Origin of the sequence: Saccharobesus litoralis (assembly GCF_003063625.1) — a bacterium.
Taxonomy (GTDB): Bacteria; Pseudomonadota; Gammaproteobacteria; order Enterobacterales; family Alteromonadaceae; genus Saccharobesus; species Saccharobesus litoralis.
This window is the reverse complement of sequence record NZ_CP026604.1, coordinates 1,608,717-1,626,678: the sequence shown is the minus strand read 5'-3', so window position 1 is coordinate 1,626,678 and position 17,962 is coordinate 1,608,717. Positions and strand designations below refer to the sequence as shown.

The 17,962-nt window shown below is 41.4% G+C and carries 18 protein-coding genes; 2 read left to right on the top strand and 16 right to left on the bottom strand.

Annotation, left to right across the window (positions count from 1 at the left end; translation table 11 throughout):
- Positions 1 to 187: 187 nt before the first annotated feature.
- From C2869_RS05740 to yceD, 14 genes are all read right to left on the bottom strand, one after another.
- Entirely contained in the window at positions 188 to 514 is a 327-nt protein-coding gene (locus C2869_RS05740; protein ID WP_108602045.1) for a PilZ domain-containing protein, read from the bottom strand.
- Between the two features lie 10 nt (positions 515 to 524).
- On the bottom strand, positions 525 to 1,466 hold the full coding sequence (holB, locus tag C2869_RS05735; protein WP_108602044.1) for a DNA polymerase III subunit delta': 942 nt from the start codon (positions 1,464 to 1,466) through the stop codon (positions 525 to 527).
- Positions 1,459 to 2,076: a dTMP kinase gene (gene tmk, locus C2869_RS05730; RefSeq protein WP_108602043.1), complete on the bottom strand. Its 618-nt coding sequence runs from the start codon at positions 2,074 to 2,076 to the stop codon at positions 1,459 to 1,461. Before tmk ends, holB begins: the two co-directional genes overlap by 8 nt.
- 24 nt (positions 2,077 to 2,100) lie before the next feature.
- Entirely contained in the window at positions 2,101 to 3,117 is a 1,017-nt protein-coding gene (gene mltG, locus C2869_RS05725) for an endolytic transglycosylase MltG (protein WP_159084055.1), read from the bottom strand.
- A complete protein-coding gene (gene pabC, locus C2869_RS05720) occupies positions 3,107 to 3,880 on the bottom strand; it encodes an aminodeoxychorismate lyase (RefSeq protein WP_159084054.1) in 774 nt (257 codons plus the stop codon). Before pabC ends, mltG begins: the two co-directional genes overlap by 11 nt.
- 375 nt (positions 3,881 to 4,255) lie before the next feature.
- Positions 4,256 to 4,936 carry a YehS family protein gene (locus C2869_RS05715; RefSeq protein ID WP_108602040.1) on the bottom strand — a complete coding sequence of 227 codons (681 nt, stop codon included), beginning with the start codon at positions 4,934 to 4,936 and terminating at the stop codon, positions 4,256 to 4,258.
- 332 nt (positions 4,937 to 5,268) lie between these two features.
- Positions 5,269 to 6,507 carry a beta-ketoacyl-ACP synthase II gene (gene fabF / locus C2869_RS05710; protein WP_108602039.1) on the bottom strand — a complete coding sequence of 413 codons (1,239 nt, stop codon included), beginning with the start codon at positions 6,505 to 6,507 and terminating at the stop codon, positions 5,269 to 5,271.
- A 92-nt stretch (positions 6,508 to 6,599) separates the two neighbouring features.
- Positions 6,600 to 6,836: an acyl carrier protein gene (acpP, locus tag C2869_RS05705; protein ID WP_108602038.1), complete on the bottom strand. Its 237-nt coding sequence runs from the start codon at positions 6,834 to 6,836 to the stop codon at positions 6,600 to 6,602.
- Between the two features lie 297 nt (positions 6,837 to 7,133).
- Entirely contained in the window at positions 7,134 to 7,874 is a 741-nt protein-coding gene (fabG, locus tag C2869_RS05700) for a 3-oxoacyl-ACP reductase FabG (protein ID WP_108604975.1), read from the bottom strand.
- 4 nt (positions 7,875 to 7,878) lie between these two features.
- Positions 7,879 to 8,814, bottom strand: a complete 936-nt coding sequence (gene fabD, locus C2869_RS05695; protein WP_108602037.1) for an ACP S-malonyltransferase — start codon at positions 8,812 to 8,814, stop codon at positions 7,879 to 7,881.
- Between the two features lie 43 nt (positions 8,815 to 8,857).
- Positions 8,858 to 9,817 carry a beta-ketoacyl-ACP synthase III gene (locus C2869_RS05690; protein WP_108602036.1) on the bottom strand — a complete coding sequence of 320 codons (960 nt, stop codon included), beginning with the start codon at positions 9,815 to 9,817 and terminating at the stop codon, positions 8,858 to 8,860.
- A 7-nt stretch (positions 9,818 to 9,824) separates the two neighbouring features.
- Positions 9,825 to 10,853 carry a phosphate acyltransferase PlsX gene (gene plsX, locus C2869_RS05685; RefSeq protein WP_108602035.1) on the bottom strand — a complete coding sequence of 343 codons (1,029 nt, stop codon included), beginning with the start codon at positions 10,851 to 10,853 and terminating at the stop codon, positions 9,825 to 9,827.
- An 11-nt stretch (positions 10,854 to 10,864) separates the two neighbouring features.
- Positions 10,865 to 11,035: a 50S ribosomal protein L32 gene (rpmF, locus tag C2869_RS05680; RefSeq protein WP_108602034.1), complete on the bottom strand. Its 171-nt coding sequence runs from the start codon at positions 11,033 to 11,035 to the stop codon at positions 10,865 to 10,867.
- 9 nt (positions 11,036 to 11,044) lie between these two features.
- Positions 11,045 to 11,575, bottom strand: a complete 531-nt coding sequence (gene yceD / locus C2869_RS05675; RefSeq protein WP_108602033.1) for a 23S rRNA accumulation protein YceD — start codon at positions 11,573 to 11,575, stop codon at positions 11,045 to 11,047.
- Positions 11,576 to 11,673: 98 nt separating this feature from the next.
- Here yceD and C2869_RS05670 point away from each other — a divergent pair, with 98 nt between their 5' ends.
- The gene (locus C2869_RS05670) at positions 11,674 to 12,267 is read left to right on the top strand and encodes a Maf family protein (protein WP_108602032.1); all 594 of its coding nucleotides are present in this window, start codon (positions 11,674 to 11,676) and stop codon (positions 12,265 to 12,267) included.
- Between the two features lie 147 nt (positions 12,268 to 12,414).
- Here the strand turns inward: C2869_RS05670 and C2869_RS05665 are convergent, their stop codons facing one another.
- Together C2869_RS05665 and rluC are read right to left on the bottom strand one after the other, a co-directional pair.
- Entirely contained in the window at positions 12,415 to 13,062 is a 648-nt protein-coding gene (locus C2869_RS05665; RefSeq protein WP_108602031.1) for an HAD-IA family hydrolase, read from the bottom strand.
- Between the two features lie 10 nt (positions 13,063 to 13,072).
- Positions 13,073 to 14,023, bottom strand: a complete 951-nt coding sequence (gene rluC / locus C2869_RS05660; protein WP_108602030.1) for a 23S rRNA pseudouridine(955/2504/2580) synthase RluC — start codon at positions 14,021 to 14,023, stop codon at positions 13,073 to 13,075.
- Between the two features lie 739 nt (positions 14,024 to 14,762).
- Here rluC and rne point away from each other — a divergent pair.
- The gene (rne, locus tag C2869_RS05655) at positions 14,763 to 17,861 is read left to right on the top strand and encodes a ribonuclease E (RefSeq protein ID WP_108602029.1); all 3,099 of its coding nucleotides are present in this window, start codon (positions 14,763 to 14,765) and stop codon (positions 17,859 to 17,861) included.
- Positions 17,862 to 17,962: the final 101 nt, after the last annotated feature.

The following is a 17,962-nucleotide window of genomic DNA, read 5'->3' as shown; positions in this document are numbered from 1 at the left end:
CAACCAAGGTTTAGCACTGGCTTATATGGATATAATTAGCTGAGGTTTGTCTAAAACAAAATTTCTAGAGCACGCTTACAGCAGCTATTGTTGGTACGAAGCCCAAGCTACAACAACTAAATATGCGCAGGATGTGGTAGCTGCAGCAAATTGCTCTGCTGATTTAGGCATACAAAAATAACCTCAGTTACATAGTAAAGGTCGGTTCGCTGGAATTTAATAAACCGCCGAGCATGGTTTCTATGCGATCTTTTAAATGCTGCTTGTCTTCGGTAAATACCACACCTATACCTTGTGGGGTGGCACTAGAAGCGCTAACTGGGTTAATCCAACAGACCTTTCCCGTAACTTTTAAGCTATCAATCGCATTAGGCACTAACACATCTAATTCAAGCTCGTATTCCATTTCGTACTGACGACTGGTTTCAATAAACAAGCCGCCTTCTGGCAAAAATGCCATATAACTTTTGTATAAATCTTGAACGCTTCTAAATTCCAGAGGGATAGCTTCCATAACCTTAACCTTACTTATTTACCTGTGCTATTTTATGGCAAAGTTGCTGATAGTTCAGTTTTTTATTGACACCAGTTAAGCCGTTTTGCTTTTGACTGGTCAACACGGCTTGGTACAAATCCATAATTTTATATAACTGAGCATGATTGAAGCCCGCCTTTTGCCGCTGTGCACTTTTCACTTGCAGCCATTTATTCAATGCTTGCATCATCCAAATATAATAAAAACTCAACGAAGTTTCTTCAGCTTTAACACCAAATTCCATAGCGCAAATTTTACCGGATAAGACTTGCTTAAATTCATTTAAAAACGCTTGGCGTTGACTAATATAATCGTCAGCCAATAACTCGAGTGCACACAACGGCGCTTGCCCCATATCTTGATAAGCTATCGCAAAATCATCAATATTAACTTGCTTGGCTTGTAACCAAGGTTGTAAAGCTTGCAAAGTGGGTGCGGTGATTTTATAAATTTGGCAACGGCTCAAAATAGTCGGTAATAAATGACTAACAGAGGTCGTAGTCAGCAATAAGTAGGTTTGGGAGTTTGGCTCTTCTAACGTTTTAAGTAATGCATTAGCCGCGGATTCCGTCATTTTATGGCTTTGGTCAATAACGAAAACTTGATTACCGCCCAACTGCGACTTATGTTGCGATTTAGCCACTAATTCACGAATGGCATCTACACCAACAGAGTTTGCCTCTCTATCTGAAATCAACAAATAATCAGGGTGATTGCCTTGGCTAAATAAATGGCAAGATTTACATTGACCACAAGCCCTGTCTTGACCAGCCGTACATAACAGGTGTTGAGCTAATTGCTTAACCAGTGTCAGTTTACCCATGCCATGATTGGCATCAATCAGTAAACCATGATGTAAACGCCCCTGTTGATATTGCTGGCCAATATTCAACAGAGTAGATTCTAACCAAGGATAAGTTTCGTTAACCATAATAGGTGTTCAGTGCTGCCGTTATATCTTGCGCGACTTGTTCAATACTTTGTTCAGCATTAATAGTTACTATGCTATCGTCACTAGCGGCAATTTGCTGATATTTTTTACGCGTGTTATCAAAAAACGTTCGTTGTTCCAGCTCAATGCGATCGAGTTCGCCACGGGCTGACGCTCGGGCTAAGCCAACCGCTGGGTCAATATCCATATATAAAGTTAAATCAGGTTTAAACCCTTTAAGCACGGCGTGACGTATAGGTTCAATTAAATCGTCTGGTATCCCACGGCCACCACCCTGATATGCACGTGACGATAAATCATGGCGATCACCAATAACCCACTTACCTTGAGCTAACGCAGGCTCGATGACATTTTTAATCAATTGAATACGGCTTGCATACATTATTAATAGCTCGGCTTCTGCGGTAACCGTTTCTTCATGCACTTTTTTAACCAGCGTACGCAACGCTTCCGCCATGGGTGTGCCCCCTGGTTCACGTGTATTAATAAACTCAATACCACGTTCACTTAACCAGGTTTGAATGGCGTTAACGGCAGTTGATTTTCCTGCACCTTCCAAACCTTCAATAACAATAAACTGACCTTGCATATTTGTCTCTTATTTATCGCAGTACTACTTACTGAGTTTTAAATAGCGCTTAACCGCTGCATTATGTTCGCGTAGGGTTCGAGAGAAACTATGTCCTCCCTTTCCGTCAGCCACAAAATAATAATATTCGCTCTGCTGTGGATTAAACGCAGCTTCGATGGCCGCTTTACCCGGCATAGCAATGGGAGTCGGCGGTAAACCTTTAATCACATAAGTATTGTATGGCGTCGCTTGTTTTAAATGAGCACGCGTAATATCGCCTTGATATTCGTCTCCCAAACCGTAAATCACGGTTGGGTCGGTTTGTAGGCGCATTTTTTTGTGTAACCGGTTATGAAATACCGATGAAACCAAAGGCATTTCCGACACTATACTGGTTTCTTTTTCGATGATCGAAGCCAAAATTAGCGTTTGGTAATCATCCAATGGATAAACATGTTTACCTCGGCTCTGTTGCGCTTGCTTGGCTTGATTCATCACAGACTGCATACGTCGATATGCTTGCTCAACAATATTAATATCTGGGGTATCAGCAAAAAATACGTAAGTATCGGGAAACAACAAACCTTCTATACGGCCATTTGCATAATAAGGTTTAAGTTGCTCATCTTTTGATGATTGTAAAGTGGTTTGAATAAATGAGTGATCTTGTAATTTGGCATACCAATCTTGCCATCGGCTGCCTTCAATAAACGTGATTTTAAACTCGGCTGGTTTGGCAAATACTAAAGCTTCAACTAATTCGCGCTGAGTTGCCTTTTCCGGCAAGCGATAAGTCCCCGCTTTAATGTCACGTAAATGCGGATTTAGCCAAACGAGTATTTTAAATGCAAACGGCTCTTGAATCATATTGCTATGCTCAAGCTGCTCGATTAATTTGTAGTACGACCAACCCGATTCAATAGTAAATAACGGCTGATGTATAGCCGCAGGTTGTTGCCATTGGCTAGCAATTTTAAATGCCAAAACACTTGCGACAGTTAAACAAGCAAAAATACTCGCGGCCAATAGTTTTAAAAATGTGGATAATTTAATTTTCAAAAGTGCGCTTAAAATGATGAACGGGTTCAACTGATAGGCTATTTTCGGCGATTTGCGTCACAGGCACAATACCTTGCAATGCATTGCAGGCAAAAGCCGCGGTGAAGTTTGTTAAGTTTTGCCTAGCAATAGCACAAACTTCAATTTTGATATTATGTTTTTTCGCCTGTTGCAGTATATATTGTCTATATACCCCAGCCACACCAGCCAAACTTAATTCTGGGGTATACCAAGTATGACCATCATAAAAAAACAAGTTTGCAATCGAAGTTTCGATAACATTTCCAGTCAAATCACAAACAATGGCATCACTCCAACCTTTAGCTTGTAATTCTTGTTTAAGCATTACCTGCTCTAGGCGGTTACAATGTTTTAATCCGGCTAAAGCAGGTTGATGACCTAACGTAAAATCAGCAATGTTTAACGCGATACCTTGTTGTAATTGTGCAAGCCAATCAATTGGTAATTCCGATGTATAGATAAAAGCTTGATAGTCAGGTGGTTCAGGTATGGCGTAACCGCGTTGGCTTTCGCCACGGCTAATAATGATTTTCACAACCGCCGTTTGCTTACCTTCTGCATGGGAGGACAGCATCTCAAAAAGCCATTGCCACTCACTTTCATCAATGACAAAACCCAACCTCGATGACGCCAATTGCAGACGAGCTTGATGATATGAAAATAGCTGAATTTCACCCGAGCACACTTTCATGGTTGTAAAGTGTGCGTCACCAAATTGTATAGCCCGATTATAAGGACTCAATTTTGACCGTTCAGAAATAAAATGGAGGCGCATTTAAAGTGTTTCTAATAACAAAGTTAAACCTAATATAGTCTTCTCGCTCAGGCTTTATGGTTCATTGTCAGCGCTTACTCTCGACTTTGGCTCCTGCGTCGTCCTACTACCTAAATCCCTTTAGGCAACCCCAATCACATAATAGAGCATATGCTCATGGGGATTCGAAGCTTGCCTGCATGGATGCAGGTAAGGGGCGAGAGCAGGACGCGGTAGCTTTGACGGCTTTGCCTACATGGATGTAGGTACTTAGGTTTCGTCTGGAACCAGAAACCTGCCACTAAAACCTGATCGCTTTGACTATACTTACGATAAAATAATAGAAAAATCGACCTAATTTTTCTAATTTTTCATGTCAGGCCATTTAAAATTATCTTTAGATATTCTGGTTTTAGGTTTGTTTTTAACTGGCTTAGAAAACGACTTTTTCGTGACTTTCACTGTTTCATTACCAGAAGGTTGCCAATTAGCATATGGGTTATCACTTGGCTTTTTGGGCGTTTTATTGAAAGGCTTTTTAGGCGCTTTTGAGAATTGATTACCTGCAGAAGAAACTTCACTATCACCACGATATTTTACCTGCATTCCGCTCAAAAACTTGCGTAACAACTGGTCTTTACATTCACGAAAATGATGATGTTGCGGGTTACGAAATAGCGCACTCAATTCATGTTTACTGATGGAAAAGTCTCCATGCGAGATCATTGCAATGAGTTCTTCTGATTGTAAATTTAACGCGATTTTTAGTTTCTTTAGAATGATATTGTTGTTTAAATGGTCTTCCGCTTTAGGTAAAGGTTTACCTTCTTGTTTACCGCGTTTTTCGACAATAAAGCCATTTAAAAAGTTAGAAAATTCGCGATCGCTACACCGCACATAAGCTTCATCTTCTTCTTTTTTTAACCACTGGGTAATTAACGCCGGTTCAACTTTATAACCAACCAATTCCAAAATACTGGCCATTTTGGCGTCGTTATAATTAAAGGTGTAGCGAATACGACGCAAAATATCATTGTTGGTCATTTTAGTCTGCTCCAAAGTATCATAGCTATTCGCTAGTAAAGATGATCAGTCTGAACATCAAAAAGCAATAGCTTGAATTAATTTGGGTGCATTATACGCAAAACAGTGAAAATAACTCCTAATATTCTTCTCGCTCAGATTTTATGGTTCATTGTCTGCGCTTGCCCTCGACTTGGCTTACAAGCCCCAACTTTTGGAGCTGACAGGATGTAAGTACTTAGGTTTCGTCTGGAACTAGAACCCGCCCCTAAAACCCGATCACTTTGACTATAATACAATTAAAAAAGGCCAGCATAGCTGACCTTTTTTACAATACTAAAAAGCGTTTGGATTTAAACTTTTTTAAATAGAAGTGAACCGTTAGTTCCACCAAAACCAAATGAATTACAAAGCGCAAGCTCCATATTTAATTGGCGTGCTTCGTGCGGCACATAATCCAAATCACAGCCCTCATCTGGATTATCTAGGTTAATTGTTGGCGGAATAGCGCCATCTTGTACTGCTTTAACCGTGATAATCGCTTCAATGGCACCGGCTGCACCAAGCAAATGGCCTGTCATCGATTTAGTCGAGCTAACCGCTAACTTGTATGCGTGATCGCCAAATAAGTTTTTCACAGCCGCTGTTTCTGCTTTATCGCCAACTGGAGTTGATGTACCGTGGGCATTGATATAATCAATCGCTTCTAGTTCAACACCTGCATCGCGAATGGCATTAGCCATTGCAGCTTGAGCACCACGACCATCATCCGGCGGAGACGTAATATGATTGGCATCACCACTCATACCAAAGCCAACTAGCTCAGCATAAATTTTTGCACCACGTGCCTTGGCATGCTCATACTCTTCAAGCATAACAACACCCGCACCATCACCCATGACAAAACCATCACGGTCTTTGTCCCAAGGACGGCTAGCACGAGTTGGATCATCATTTCGTGATGAAAGTGCACGAGCAGCAGCAAAACCACCTAAACCAAGTGGAGTCGTAGCGGCTTCTGCACCACCTGCTAACATGGCATCAGCATCACCATACGCGATCATACGCGCAGCATGACCAATACAATGAACACCTGTGGTACAAGCGGTTGTAATAGCAATATTCGGCCCTTGCAAGTTGTACATAATCGACAAATGACCTGAGATCATATTAATAATGGTCGATGGCACGAAGAAAGGCGACATGCGTTTCGGGCCGCTTTTTAATAATTTACTGTGGTTTTCTTCAATTAAGGTTAAACCACCAATACCAGAGCCAACGCTAGCACCAATGCGATGTGCATTGTCGCTGGTGACTTCGATACCTGAATCTTTAAACGCCTGCATACCCGCGGCAACGCCATACTGGATGAAAACATCCATTTTTTTGGCTTCTTTTTTAGGCAGATATTCTTCTATATCAAAACCTTTTACTAGACCGCTGATTTTGGTTGCAAAGCTAGACACGTCAAAAGTATCAATGGTTTGAATACCACTTTGACCTGCCAATAATGATTTCCATGATTCGTCTACTGAGTTACCAACAGGCGATAACATACCTAGACCAGTGACGACTACACGACGTTTAGACACTTTTCTTGCCTCCGAATGGAGAAAAACAGATGGGTTTTTGCTTTATCTATATGGATATGAAAAGGGCGGTGAAGAACCGCCCATAAAGAATCTTATTCTTTGTTCGCGTCTACGTAATCAATTGCTGATTGAACCGTAGTAATTTTTTCCGCTTCTTCATCAGGGATTTCTGTGTCGAATTCTTCTTCAAGAGCCATAACTAGCTCAACTGTATCCAAAGAATCTGCACCTAAATCGTCAACAAATGATGCTTCGTTACGAACGTCTTCTTCTTTAACGCCCAATTGCTCAACGATAATTTTTTTAACTCTTTCTTCGATAGAACTCATAAGTAGGTTTCCCTTAGAAAATACGCAATTTTAATTGCTGATAGTTTATTTGATTGGCTGAATCAGTAGCAAGTTAAAATTATTAAATTGCTTCTGGTCAAACCTGTATTCTTATTGCTCAGTTCAACAATCTTTGACGCACTTATAGTGTCAAGTTTTGAGTGTGCAAATTAAAATTACGCACATAATAGCCCTTATTAGCGGCATTTCAAGCATTAACTGCGCTGTTTAACGCAGTTAAGCAAAAGTAGGTTAATAAATAACCATTACGTGCGTGCGGACATAGGCTTTATAGCCTTATGCCATGTGCATACCACCATTTACATGGATAGTTTCACCTGTAATATAACCAGCTTCTTTTGACGCTAAGAATAATACAGCTGAAGCAATCTCTTCTGGTTGGCCCAAACGTGCAGCTGGGATATTACCGAAGATAGCTTCTTTTTGCTCATCATTTAGCGCTTTTGTCATATCAGTGTCGATAAAACCTGGAGCAACCGTGTTAACTGTAATACCACGAGAAGCCACTTCTTTTGCTAAAGCTTTAGAAAAACCAATAACACCAGCTTTCGCCGCACAATAGTTAGCTTGACCAGGGTTCCCCGTTGAACCAACAACTGAGCCTATATTGATGATACGACCGTAGCGCTTTTTCATCATAGGACGTAAAGCAGTTTTTGAAATGCGGAAAATAGAAGATAAATTCGTGTCGATAATTGAATCCCACTCGTCATCCTTCATGCGCATCATTAAGTTATCGCGCGTAATACCCGCGTTATTAACTAAAATATCAACGACACCGTAAGCTTCTTTAATTGCATCAAATGTTTCAGCAATGCTGTCAGCATCGGTTACATTCAGTTTTAAGCCTTTACCGTTTTCACCTAAATAATCACTGATAGCAGCAGCACCATTGTCACTTGTTGCCGTGCCAACCACTGTTGCTCCGGCTGCAACTAATTTAAGTGCGATTTCTTTACCAATACCACGACTTGCGCCAGTGACTAAAGCGACTTGTCCTTCTAAGTTTCCAAACATGATATTACTCACTAATGAAAGATTCGATTGATGCAATATCGTTAACCGATGTTGCAGATAATGATTTATTAATACGTTTTGTTAAACCCGCTAATACTTTACCTGGGCCCACTTCAACTAATTGGCTAATACCTTGAGCCGCGAGTTGCTCAACACTTTCTGTCCAGCGAACTGGGCAATAAAGCTGACGAACTAAGGCATCACGAATAGCATCGCCTTCTGTTTCGATTGCCACATCAACATTATTGATGACTGACAAGCTTGGGTTAGAAAATTCAATTTCAGCTAACTTCTCAGCTAGTTTATCTGCGGCTGGTTTCATTAAAGCACAATGAGAAGGCACGCTTACAGGTAAAGGCAATGCGCGTTTTGCACCCGCTTCTTTACATAAAGCACCGGCTCGTTCTACCGCTTCTTTTTGTCCCGCGATAACGACTTGACCAGGAGAATTAAAGTTAACCGCAGATACAACCTCGCCTTGCGCAGCTTCTTCACACGCAGCTTTGACTTTATCATCTGCTAAACCAATAATGGCATACATAGCGCCAGTTCCAGCAGGAACGGCTTCTTGCATTAATTGGCCACGTAATTCAACTAGTTTGACTGCATCTTCAAATTTAATCACTTGCGCTGCCACTAAAGCAGAGTATTCGCCAAGACTATGCCCCGCAATTAAAGCAGGCTGGGCCACGCCTTTTTCACGCAACACCTCAAAAATAGCGATACTGGCAGTTAATAACGCAGGTTGCGTGATATGTGTTTTATTTAACTCTTCCGCCGGACCTTCAGCAACTAACGCCCAAAGGTCATAGCCTAAGGCATCACTGGCTTTAGCAAAGGTTTGCTTAACGACATCGTATTCTTGGTATAAGTCGGCAAGCATACCAACGGTTTGTGAACCCTGACCAGGAAACACAAATGCAATGTTATTATCTGACATAATTTCTTCTTCGTTAACTAGATAGAAGCTCTGCTAACAGAGCTTAATATTTAAGTAAGGCTGATGCCCACGCAAATCCTGCGCCAAAGGCTTCAATAAGAATGGTTTGACCTTTTTGAATTCGACCGTCGCGAATGCCTTCATCCAATGCAGTTATAACAGAAGCTGCGGAGGTGTTACCGTGTTTAGGTAAGGTCACAATGACACGATCCATGGTCATATTTAATTTTTTAGCGGTCGCTTTAATAATACGTAAATTCGCTTGATGCGGAACTAACCAATCAATATCTTCTTTTTGTAGATTATTAGCCGCTAATGTTTGCTCGCAAATCTCACTTAGCTTGGTGACAGCAACTTTAAATACTTCGTTGCCTTTCATATAACCCCAAGAACTGTGAACGGTTTCTTCTTCGCCTCGAGTTGGAATACCCGCCGTTAACAACTCGCCATAGTTGCCATCTGCGTGTAGGTGGGTCGATAAAATACCCGTTTCTTCATCGGCTTCTAATACACAAGCACCCGCTGCGTCACCAAATAAAATAATGGTTGTTCTATCGGTCGGATCAACAACACGTGAAAGGGTATCTGTACCTATCACTAGTATGCGTTTATTCGTACCCGATTTTATAAATTTATCGGCAACACCAATTGCATAGCAAAAACCTGAGCACGCCGCAGCGACGTCAAAAGCCGCCACACCTGGCGCACCTAATATTTTTTGAATTTCACAAGCCGCACTAGGAAACGCTTTTTCCCAACTTGTCGTAGCACAAATGATTAAATCGATATCACTAATGTCAAGATTAGCGGCTTCTAACGCTTTTTTAGCCGCTTCGGCGCCCATAGTCGCGACATTTTCGTCGGGTGCCGCAATACGGCGTTCAGAAATACCGGTTCTTTCGATTATCCATTCGTGGCTGGTATCAACCATTTGTTCTAAATCTGCATTGGTGCGTACTTGAGAAGGAAAATAACTACCTGTACCTGTAATTCTTGAATACATAACGAACTTAAGACCTTTCGTTTAAAGCTGCAATACGGTGACCAATTGCTTCTGGCACCTTATGCTCTATTTCATTCACGGCTTCAACAATGGCGTATTTAAAGCCATCTTTCGATGCATTACCGTGACTTTTAATGACAATTCCGCGTAATCCGAGCAAACTTGCCCCATTGTATTGATCGGGGTTGACCCTTTTATACATTTTTTTCAGCGTAGGTAAAGCGAGAAATGCTAATAACTTACTTACCCAGCTTTTGCCAACAGCTTCTTTAATGCTCTCGACAACTAGTTTAGCGATACCTTCACAGGCTTTTAGTGACACGTTCCCGACATATCCATCACAAACCACGACATCGGCTCGCTCAGTAAAAATATCATTACCCTCTACGTAACCAACATAATTAATTTCATCATCGTCATTAATTAATTTAGCCGCACGTTTAATTTTACTAGAGCCTTTAATTTCTTCCTCGCCGACATTTAACAAACCCACTCGAGGCTTGGTGTGATTGGGCGTACCTTTTGCTTCCGCTAATACACTGCCCATTAAGGCGAATTGATGCAAAGTCAATTCATCTACATCAACATTGGCACCTAAATCAAGCAAGTAGGTTTTATGGCCAGACAAAGAAGGCATTGCAGTCACTAAGGCTGGGCGGCTGATACCTGGCAACATTTTTAGCACATAATAAGCAATTGTTATTAGCGCACCAGTATTGCCAGCACTGACACAGGCTTGTGCCTCACCATTTTTAACGGCCTCAAGCGCCAAGCGCATTGAAGATTCTGGTTTTTGACGCAGAGCCAAAGACGGCTTTTCATCCATTGATACAGATTGGGTACAATGAATTATTTCAAGACGGTCTAATACTGATTTGGGCGTGTTTTGGATAAACGGATTGATTTGGTATTGATCACCAAATACCAGAAACTTTAGACTTTTATTAGCCGCAAGGGCTTCAATGGCAGCGGGAATGGTTACGGGAGGCCCATTATCGCCTCCCATAGCATCTAACGCGATCGTTAGATTGACCAAGGCAGTAACTCTTAGTTAGAGATTACTTTTTTACCTTTGTAGAAACCATCAGCACTTACGTGGTGACGACGGTGCGTTTCACCTGTAGTACCATCTACAGATAAAGTTGCGCCAGTTAATGCATCATGTGAACGACGCATACCACGTCTTGAACGAGATTTTTTACTTTTTTGAACAGCCATTGCCCACTCCTAATCTTTTTGAGTTTTCAACTTTTTCAGTACATCAAACGGGTTAGGCTTGGTTGACACTTGTTCGTCAATTTCACCCCAACTCATCGCATCTTGTGAAATAAGACAATCGTCTATTTCGTGCTTGGGAAAATTAGGCAAAGATAAAATTAATTCATCTTCAACCAAATCTCGTAAGTTGATCAAGCCGAACTCATCAACTGCAACGATTTCATATTCCGCTGGAACTAAGTCTTCATCAACTTTTTTCGATTCTGGTGTAAATACCGTAGAAAAAGTCAAATGATAGGGCATTTCCCCACCACAGCGTTCACAAGTTATTAGCACATCCGTTTGAGCATCGACAAGCAGAACCGTTAAGCCTTGCTCATCAACCTTGCAACATAACTCAACGTCAACTACCCCGCTTTTATCGAGAGTAATATCATTGAGTCGTTTTAAATTTTCCAATAGATAAACACCAGAATAATCAGAGCGTTTTTGCGCACTTTTTATTGGGTCAATCTCAATTGGCATCTTAACCTTTTGCATAGCGCGCGAATAGTATAGATCTGGACTTGTTTAGTCAAACGAATTTAACGAAAATACACAACCTATTATGTTCCTGCTTAAAATAAAAGTGTCTACCTATGAGTCAAACATCTATCATTCTTGCTTCTACTTCTCCCTATCGAAAGCAAATTCTCGAAAAATTACAGTTACCGTTCGATACCGCGAAGCCACATGTCGATGAAACACCATTAGAAAATGAAAGCGCATCAGCCTTAGTTGAGCGCCTTGCTTTACTAAAAGCCCAAGCGGTTGCTAAAAATACGCCAAACGCGATTGTCATAGGTTCTGACCAAGTTGCTGTTATCGACAATAAAATTCTTGGCAAACCGGGAAATTTCGAAAATGCCGTTAAACAATTACAACAACTTAATGGCAAAACCGTCACGTTTTTAACTGGCTTAAGTGTGCAATGGCTCGCCAAAGATTTAATTTCAACCCAAGTTGTGCCGTTTGAAGTTGAATTTAGAGAATTATCCCTAGAAGAAATAAAAGCTTACCTTAATAAGGAACAACCATATAATTGTGCGGGTAGTTTTAAAAGTGAAGCTTTAGGTATTAGCTTATTTAACGCATTAAGAGGTGATGATCCGAACACCCTAATGGGTTTACCTTTAATAGCACTAACAAAAGTATTACGTGAATTTGGCGTTAACCCATTAACTGACTTTTAAATTTAATGCTTTAAAGATCATTAAAACCTAGCTCCCTAAGTAAAAGATGTATTGGCATCTTGTACTTAGGGTATTAGCACTTAAACTTTAATAAGCTTTCGTCAGCCGTTTTCGCCAATTTAGATCTTTACACCATTTGCTTAAAAATTAAGGCTGCAAAATATAATTAACAATGCCAGTCAGGTTATCGGCAATCAATACCGGCTTATGCTTATTTAATGCATCAAAATCATCAACACCATGAGTCACGCCAATCCGGTCCATATTGATAGCTTGTGCCATAGCTAAATCATGTACCGTATCACCAATATAAACACACTCACTGGCACGCACGTCTAACTCAGCCAATATTTCATTAAGCATTTGCGGATCAGGCTTAGAAGCTGTCTCATCTGCACAGCGACTGGCAGAGAAAAAATGCCTAGTACCACTTGAATCCAGCACTTTATTCAATCCCCTGCGGCGTTTTCCTGTCGCAACACCTAATACAGCTCCAGCGTCTTTAAGTTGGGTTAAACAATCAAGAGCATCCGCAAATAAAGGCGACGCCACCTGACTATTATTATAGGTACGACTATAGTCAGCACCGATTTGTTGCTGTACAGCCAAAGTAGAATCAGGAAATAAAACTTCAACGGCCGTTTCTAACGATAAGCCAATAATCGATTTAGCTTTATCAACACTGGGGACAACCACTTGGTTTAGCTCAGCAGCGACTTGCACCGCATTGACAATTTTAGCGATAGAATCCATTAAGGTGCCATCCCAATCAAACAGCACAACTTTATATTTCATTAATTGCTTCCTACTTTAATTTATTTAAAGCCTGCGCGAGCTTATCATCAAGAGGGGCTTCAACTCTTAGTGTGGTTTCGGTTTTAGGGTGTAAAAAGCTGATCGATGCGGCATGCAAAAATAAACGCTTCACACCAACCTGTTTGACAACTTGATCAAAATCTTTTTCACCATACTTATCATCGCAAGCTATTGGGTGGCCACTGGCTGCGGTATGAACACGGATCTGATGCGTGCGTCCAGTCACAGGCGAAGCTTCAACTAATGTGGCTTGATCAAAGCGTTGTAATACACGAAATTTAGTTAAACTCGGTTTACCCAATTTAGCATCGACTTTAACTAAGCGTTCTCCCGAAGACAGTTGGTTTTTATGCAAAGGCTTTTCTACTTTACGTAATTTATCGGACCAACGCCCTCTGACCAACGCCCAGTAACGCTTATCAACCGTTTTATGCCTTAATTGCTCATGTAATGACTTTAATGCCGAGCGTTTTTTCGCAATGACGATAGCCCCAGATGTATCTCGGTCCAAGCGATGAACTAATTCAAGCGAACGGCAATTAGGCCGCAATTTACGTACAGCTTCAATTAAGCCAAAATTTAAACCTGAGCCGCCATGCACAGCTAACCCAGATGGCTTGTTGATAATCATCAAGCTTTCATCTTCAAATAGAATATTTTTTTCTACACTATCTAAAATATGTTGGCCCACTTGCTTAGGTTTATCTGCGGCTTCATCTATTTTAATAGGCGGAATACGAACGACATCACCTTCTTGTAACTTATATTCAGGTTTAACTCGCTTTTTATTGACGCGAATTTCGCCTTTACGAATGATCCGATAGATGAGCGATGTCGGCACACCTTTCAAGTTCCTTTTTAGCCAATTGTCTATTCTTTGACCACAAATCTCTTCATCCAAGGTAACAAAACTAACTGACTTGTAGTCATTTTCTTTCATTGTTAATATTTCTGCATTAATCGATGATTTCAATTGCCGTAATTGGCAAGCGTTTGCTATATTTTCCGCTATGGCATTTTACAATGCCAGTTATTTTTCCAAATGTATTAAGATTGAAGGTGACCCTCGCTTACGTAAGAGGTTTACGCGCAGCATGTATATAAGCTAATTTAAGTATTAGACTTATGTGCCATTCGCATTTTTAACTTATCCGGAGTGTGTACTTTTTCGCGGTCGGTTAAAACGTGAAAATCCTGTCGGGAGTGGTCATCAATATTGAAAATTCGCCTAAACGCGATTAAATAAGTTAACCCAATCTACAAGCATCAAATGCACAAATTTTGATGTTAAGAAAGTAAGGCTATTTGCAGTGCTAATGAGGAGTGAAAAAACACTCCAAAGACTGCTAGCCTTAGTTAGTCAAAGCGATCGGGGTTTAAGGGAAGCCGTCACGCTTCGAGGCCCATAACATATGAACTATTATGTTATAGGGAATAAGTGCTGACAATGAACCATAAAACCCGAACGAGAAGACTATATGCAAAGGAGAAAGCGCTGCTAGCAAAGTGAATAACACTGAGCTAGGCGGTGTTGTGTGTCTCACATTTGAGATCACAAACTATCAGCGACTATCGGACTTTGTTAATTCAATTGTAAAAATACGTGATGTTCGGGAGAACGACACGGCAAGGTAACTTAAATTAATTTGTTTAGGCGTTGTTAGGACAATTAGAACGCCATGAAACGCATGTTAATCAATGCAACGCAAGAAGAAGAATTGCGCGTTGCTCTGGTAGACGGCCAACGTTTATACGATTTAGATATCGAAGCGTCAGGCCACGAGCAAAAAAAAGCCAGTATCTATAAAGGTAAAATTACCCGCGTAGAACCCAGCCTTGAAGCTGCTTTTGTCGACTATGGTGCTGAGCGCCATGGTTTCCTACCTTTAAAAGAAATCGCTAAAAACTACTTCCCTGAAGGCTATACGTTTTCAGGCCGCCCTAATATCAAAGACGTTGTACAAGAAGGCTTAGAAGTCATTGTTCAAATTGATAAGGAAGAGCGCGGTCAAAAAGGGGCTGCATTAACGACCTTTATCAGCTTAGCGGGTAGTTATCTGGTTTTAATGCCAAATAATCCTCGCGCTGGTGGTATTAGCCGTCGCATCGAGGGTGACGAGCGCACCGAATTAAAAGAAGCACTGAATAAGCTTGAATTACCTAAAGGCATGGGCTTAATTGTTCGTACTGCCGGTGTAGGTAAATCTTATGAAGAGCTAGAATGGGATTTAAATTTACTTAAGCATCACTGGAAAGAAATTCAGCGTGCTGCTGATGAACGTCCATCACCTTTCTTAATTCATCAAGAAGGCGATGTTATCGTTCGTGCAATTCGCGATTACTTACGCCGTGATGTCGATGAAATTCTTATCGATAGTAAAAAAGTATTCGAGCGTACGCGAGAACATATATCACGTGTTCGTCCTGACTTTATTAACCGTGTGAAAAAGTATGATGGTGATCGACCGTTATTTACTCACTACCAAATAGAAAGTCAGATCGAGTCTGCATTCCAACGTGAAGTACGCTTACCATCAGGTGGTTCAATAGTTATTGATCCGACCGAAGCGTTAACATCAATTGATATCAACTCATCTAAAGCAACAAAAGGTGGTGATATTGAAGAAACCGCACTCAACACCAATTTAGAGGCAGCTGACGAAATAGCTCGCCAACTACGTTTACGTGATTTAGGTGGTTTAGTGGTTATCGACTTTATCGATATGACACCGGCACGCAACCAACGTGAAGTCGAAAACCGCCTTAGAGATGCAACCCGTCAAGACAGAGCTCGAATTCAATTAAGTCGAATTTCTCGTTTCGGCTTGCTAGAAATGTCTCGTCAACGTTTACGCCCTTCTCTGGGTGATAATGCCAACATACCTTGTCCACGCTGCTCAGGCACGGGCAATATTCGTTCAACTGAGTCACTGGCCTTATCGATTCTTCGCTTACTTGAAGAAGAAGCGATTAAAGAAAACACAGTGCAAGTCAGAGCGACAGTGCCGGTTGATGTTGCTACCTACTTATTTAACGAAAAGCGCGGAGCTGTGCGCTTTATCGAGAAAAGTCATGGTGTTCGCGTATTAGTGCTACCTAATCCGCATTTAGATTCACCGCATTACGAAATGGTGCGTTTGAAGAAAGATGATTTAACGGACGAACTTAGCTACGCGTTAGTCAAAACACCTGAGTTGGAACTTGATCCTAGTATTAAGCAGTTTGTTGAAACGCCAACCACCACTGCAGTGCAAAAAGAAGAACCCGCACTAAAAGGATTTTCAGCTCCACCTCCTGCCCCTGTAGCGCCAGCCCCTACAGCACAGCCAAAAACAGATGAGAAGCAACCTAAGTCGTTATTTGCCAAAATTGCCGACTTATTTAAATCACTATTCGCTGTTGAAGAAGAGCCAGAGCCGAAAAAATCGACTCAGAAACGTGGTAATCAATCACGCAATGGCCGTGGTGGTAAACGCTCAGGTAATAATAACCGTCGCGGTGGTAATAGGAACAATCGTAATCGTCGCCCTAATGGTGATAAAGACGAAGAGCGTAAGTCACAAAAAACTAACGAACGCCCTAACAAGGAAAGAAAACCTCGTCGTGCTGAAACGGCAAATACAGAGGTTAAAGAAAAGGTTGAAGAGCGCCGCCAACGTCGTAATCAAAGACGTAAAGTGCGTGTGAAAGATAACAACCAAGAAAAAACTGAGAACCAAGCGGTAAATACCCTTGATGTGGCGAACGAAACAGAAGCTAAAGCCCCTAAGGCGCCAGCTTCAAAACCACAGCAAGAAGAAAAAGCACTTGGTACTGCAACAGCCAAAACTGTCGATGATAAGCCTATTGCAGATAATAATAGCGCAGAAACATCAGCCGTTAGTGACGAGAAAAACGTCGTTGATAATGCAGAAACGAAGAAAACGACAGAAAAACGTCGTGAAGGCCGTAGTCGTCGCACACCACGTCACCTTCGTACATCTGGACAAAAACGCCGTAAAGACGAAACTAAACCAGAAACCACAGCAGAAGCAAGCAACCAGCATCCTGAAGTGACACAAGCTGAATCTCAGGAGTTGTATAGTCATCCTGAGCCTAGCCCAGATCCAGTTGAAAGTCGTTACCCTGGTGTAGAACAGTCGTCTGTCGCTAACGAAGACAAAACGGCTCCAGTTGCTGAAGAAACCAAGGTTGAAGCACAAACGCCAGTCGTAGCCGAAACTGATAAAGTTGACGTTAAAGAAGGCGAAAACACAACAACACCTTCAACAACAGTAACTGCAACAGTCGAAGCACCACAAGTAAGACAAGAATTTCAACAAAGCTTGCCTTTAGAGTCGACTGAAACAGAAGTAGAAGCGACTACAGCAGCTGTTGAAGCTGTTGAAGCTGTTGAAGCTGTTGAAGCTGTTGAAGCTGTTGAAGCTGTTGAAGCTGTTGAAGCTGTTGAAGCTGTTGAAGCAGAAGCTAAGCCAATCGCTAGCTCTGAGCAACCAGTAACAACACCTAATAGTTCGTCAGATGCAGTAACAGAAGCTATTGCGTTGTCAGAAACTACCGAAGGTTTAAATCAGCAGCACAAGCCTAGCTTTACAGCAAAAGGCCATGCCTTCGCACCAATGGCTAAAACACAACCTGAGCAACTCGATCTAAGCCAAGCGCTTAAAATCGAAGCTATGCCTGTTGACCAACGTTTACTTATAAAAACGTCTGGTAAGGCTGCTGGTGGCCAGAACGCATCAGGTCAAAGTCAATCGTCAATGACTCGAGCTGTCTAATATCTAAGCCCTAGCAATAGGGCTTATTATTCTGCTTATAAAGCATGATCAAAAAAGCCGCAAATGCGGCTTTTTTTATGCTTATAAATAACTTTATACTG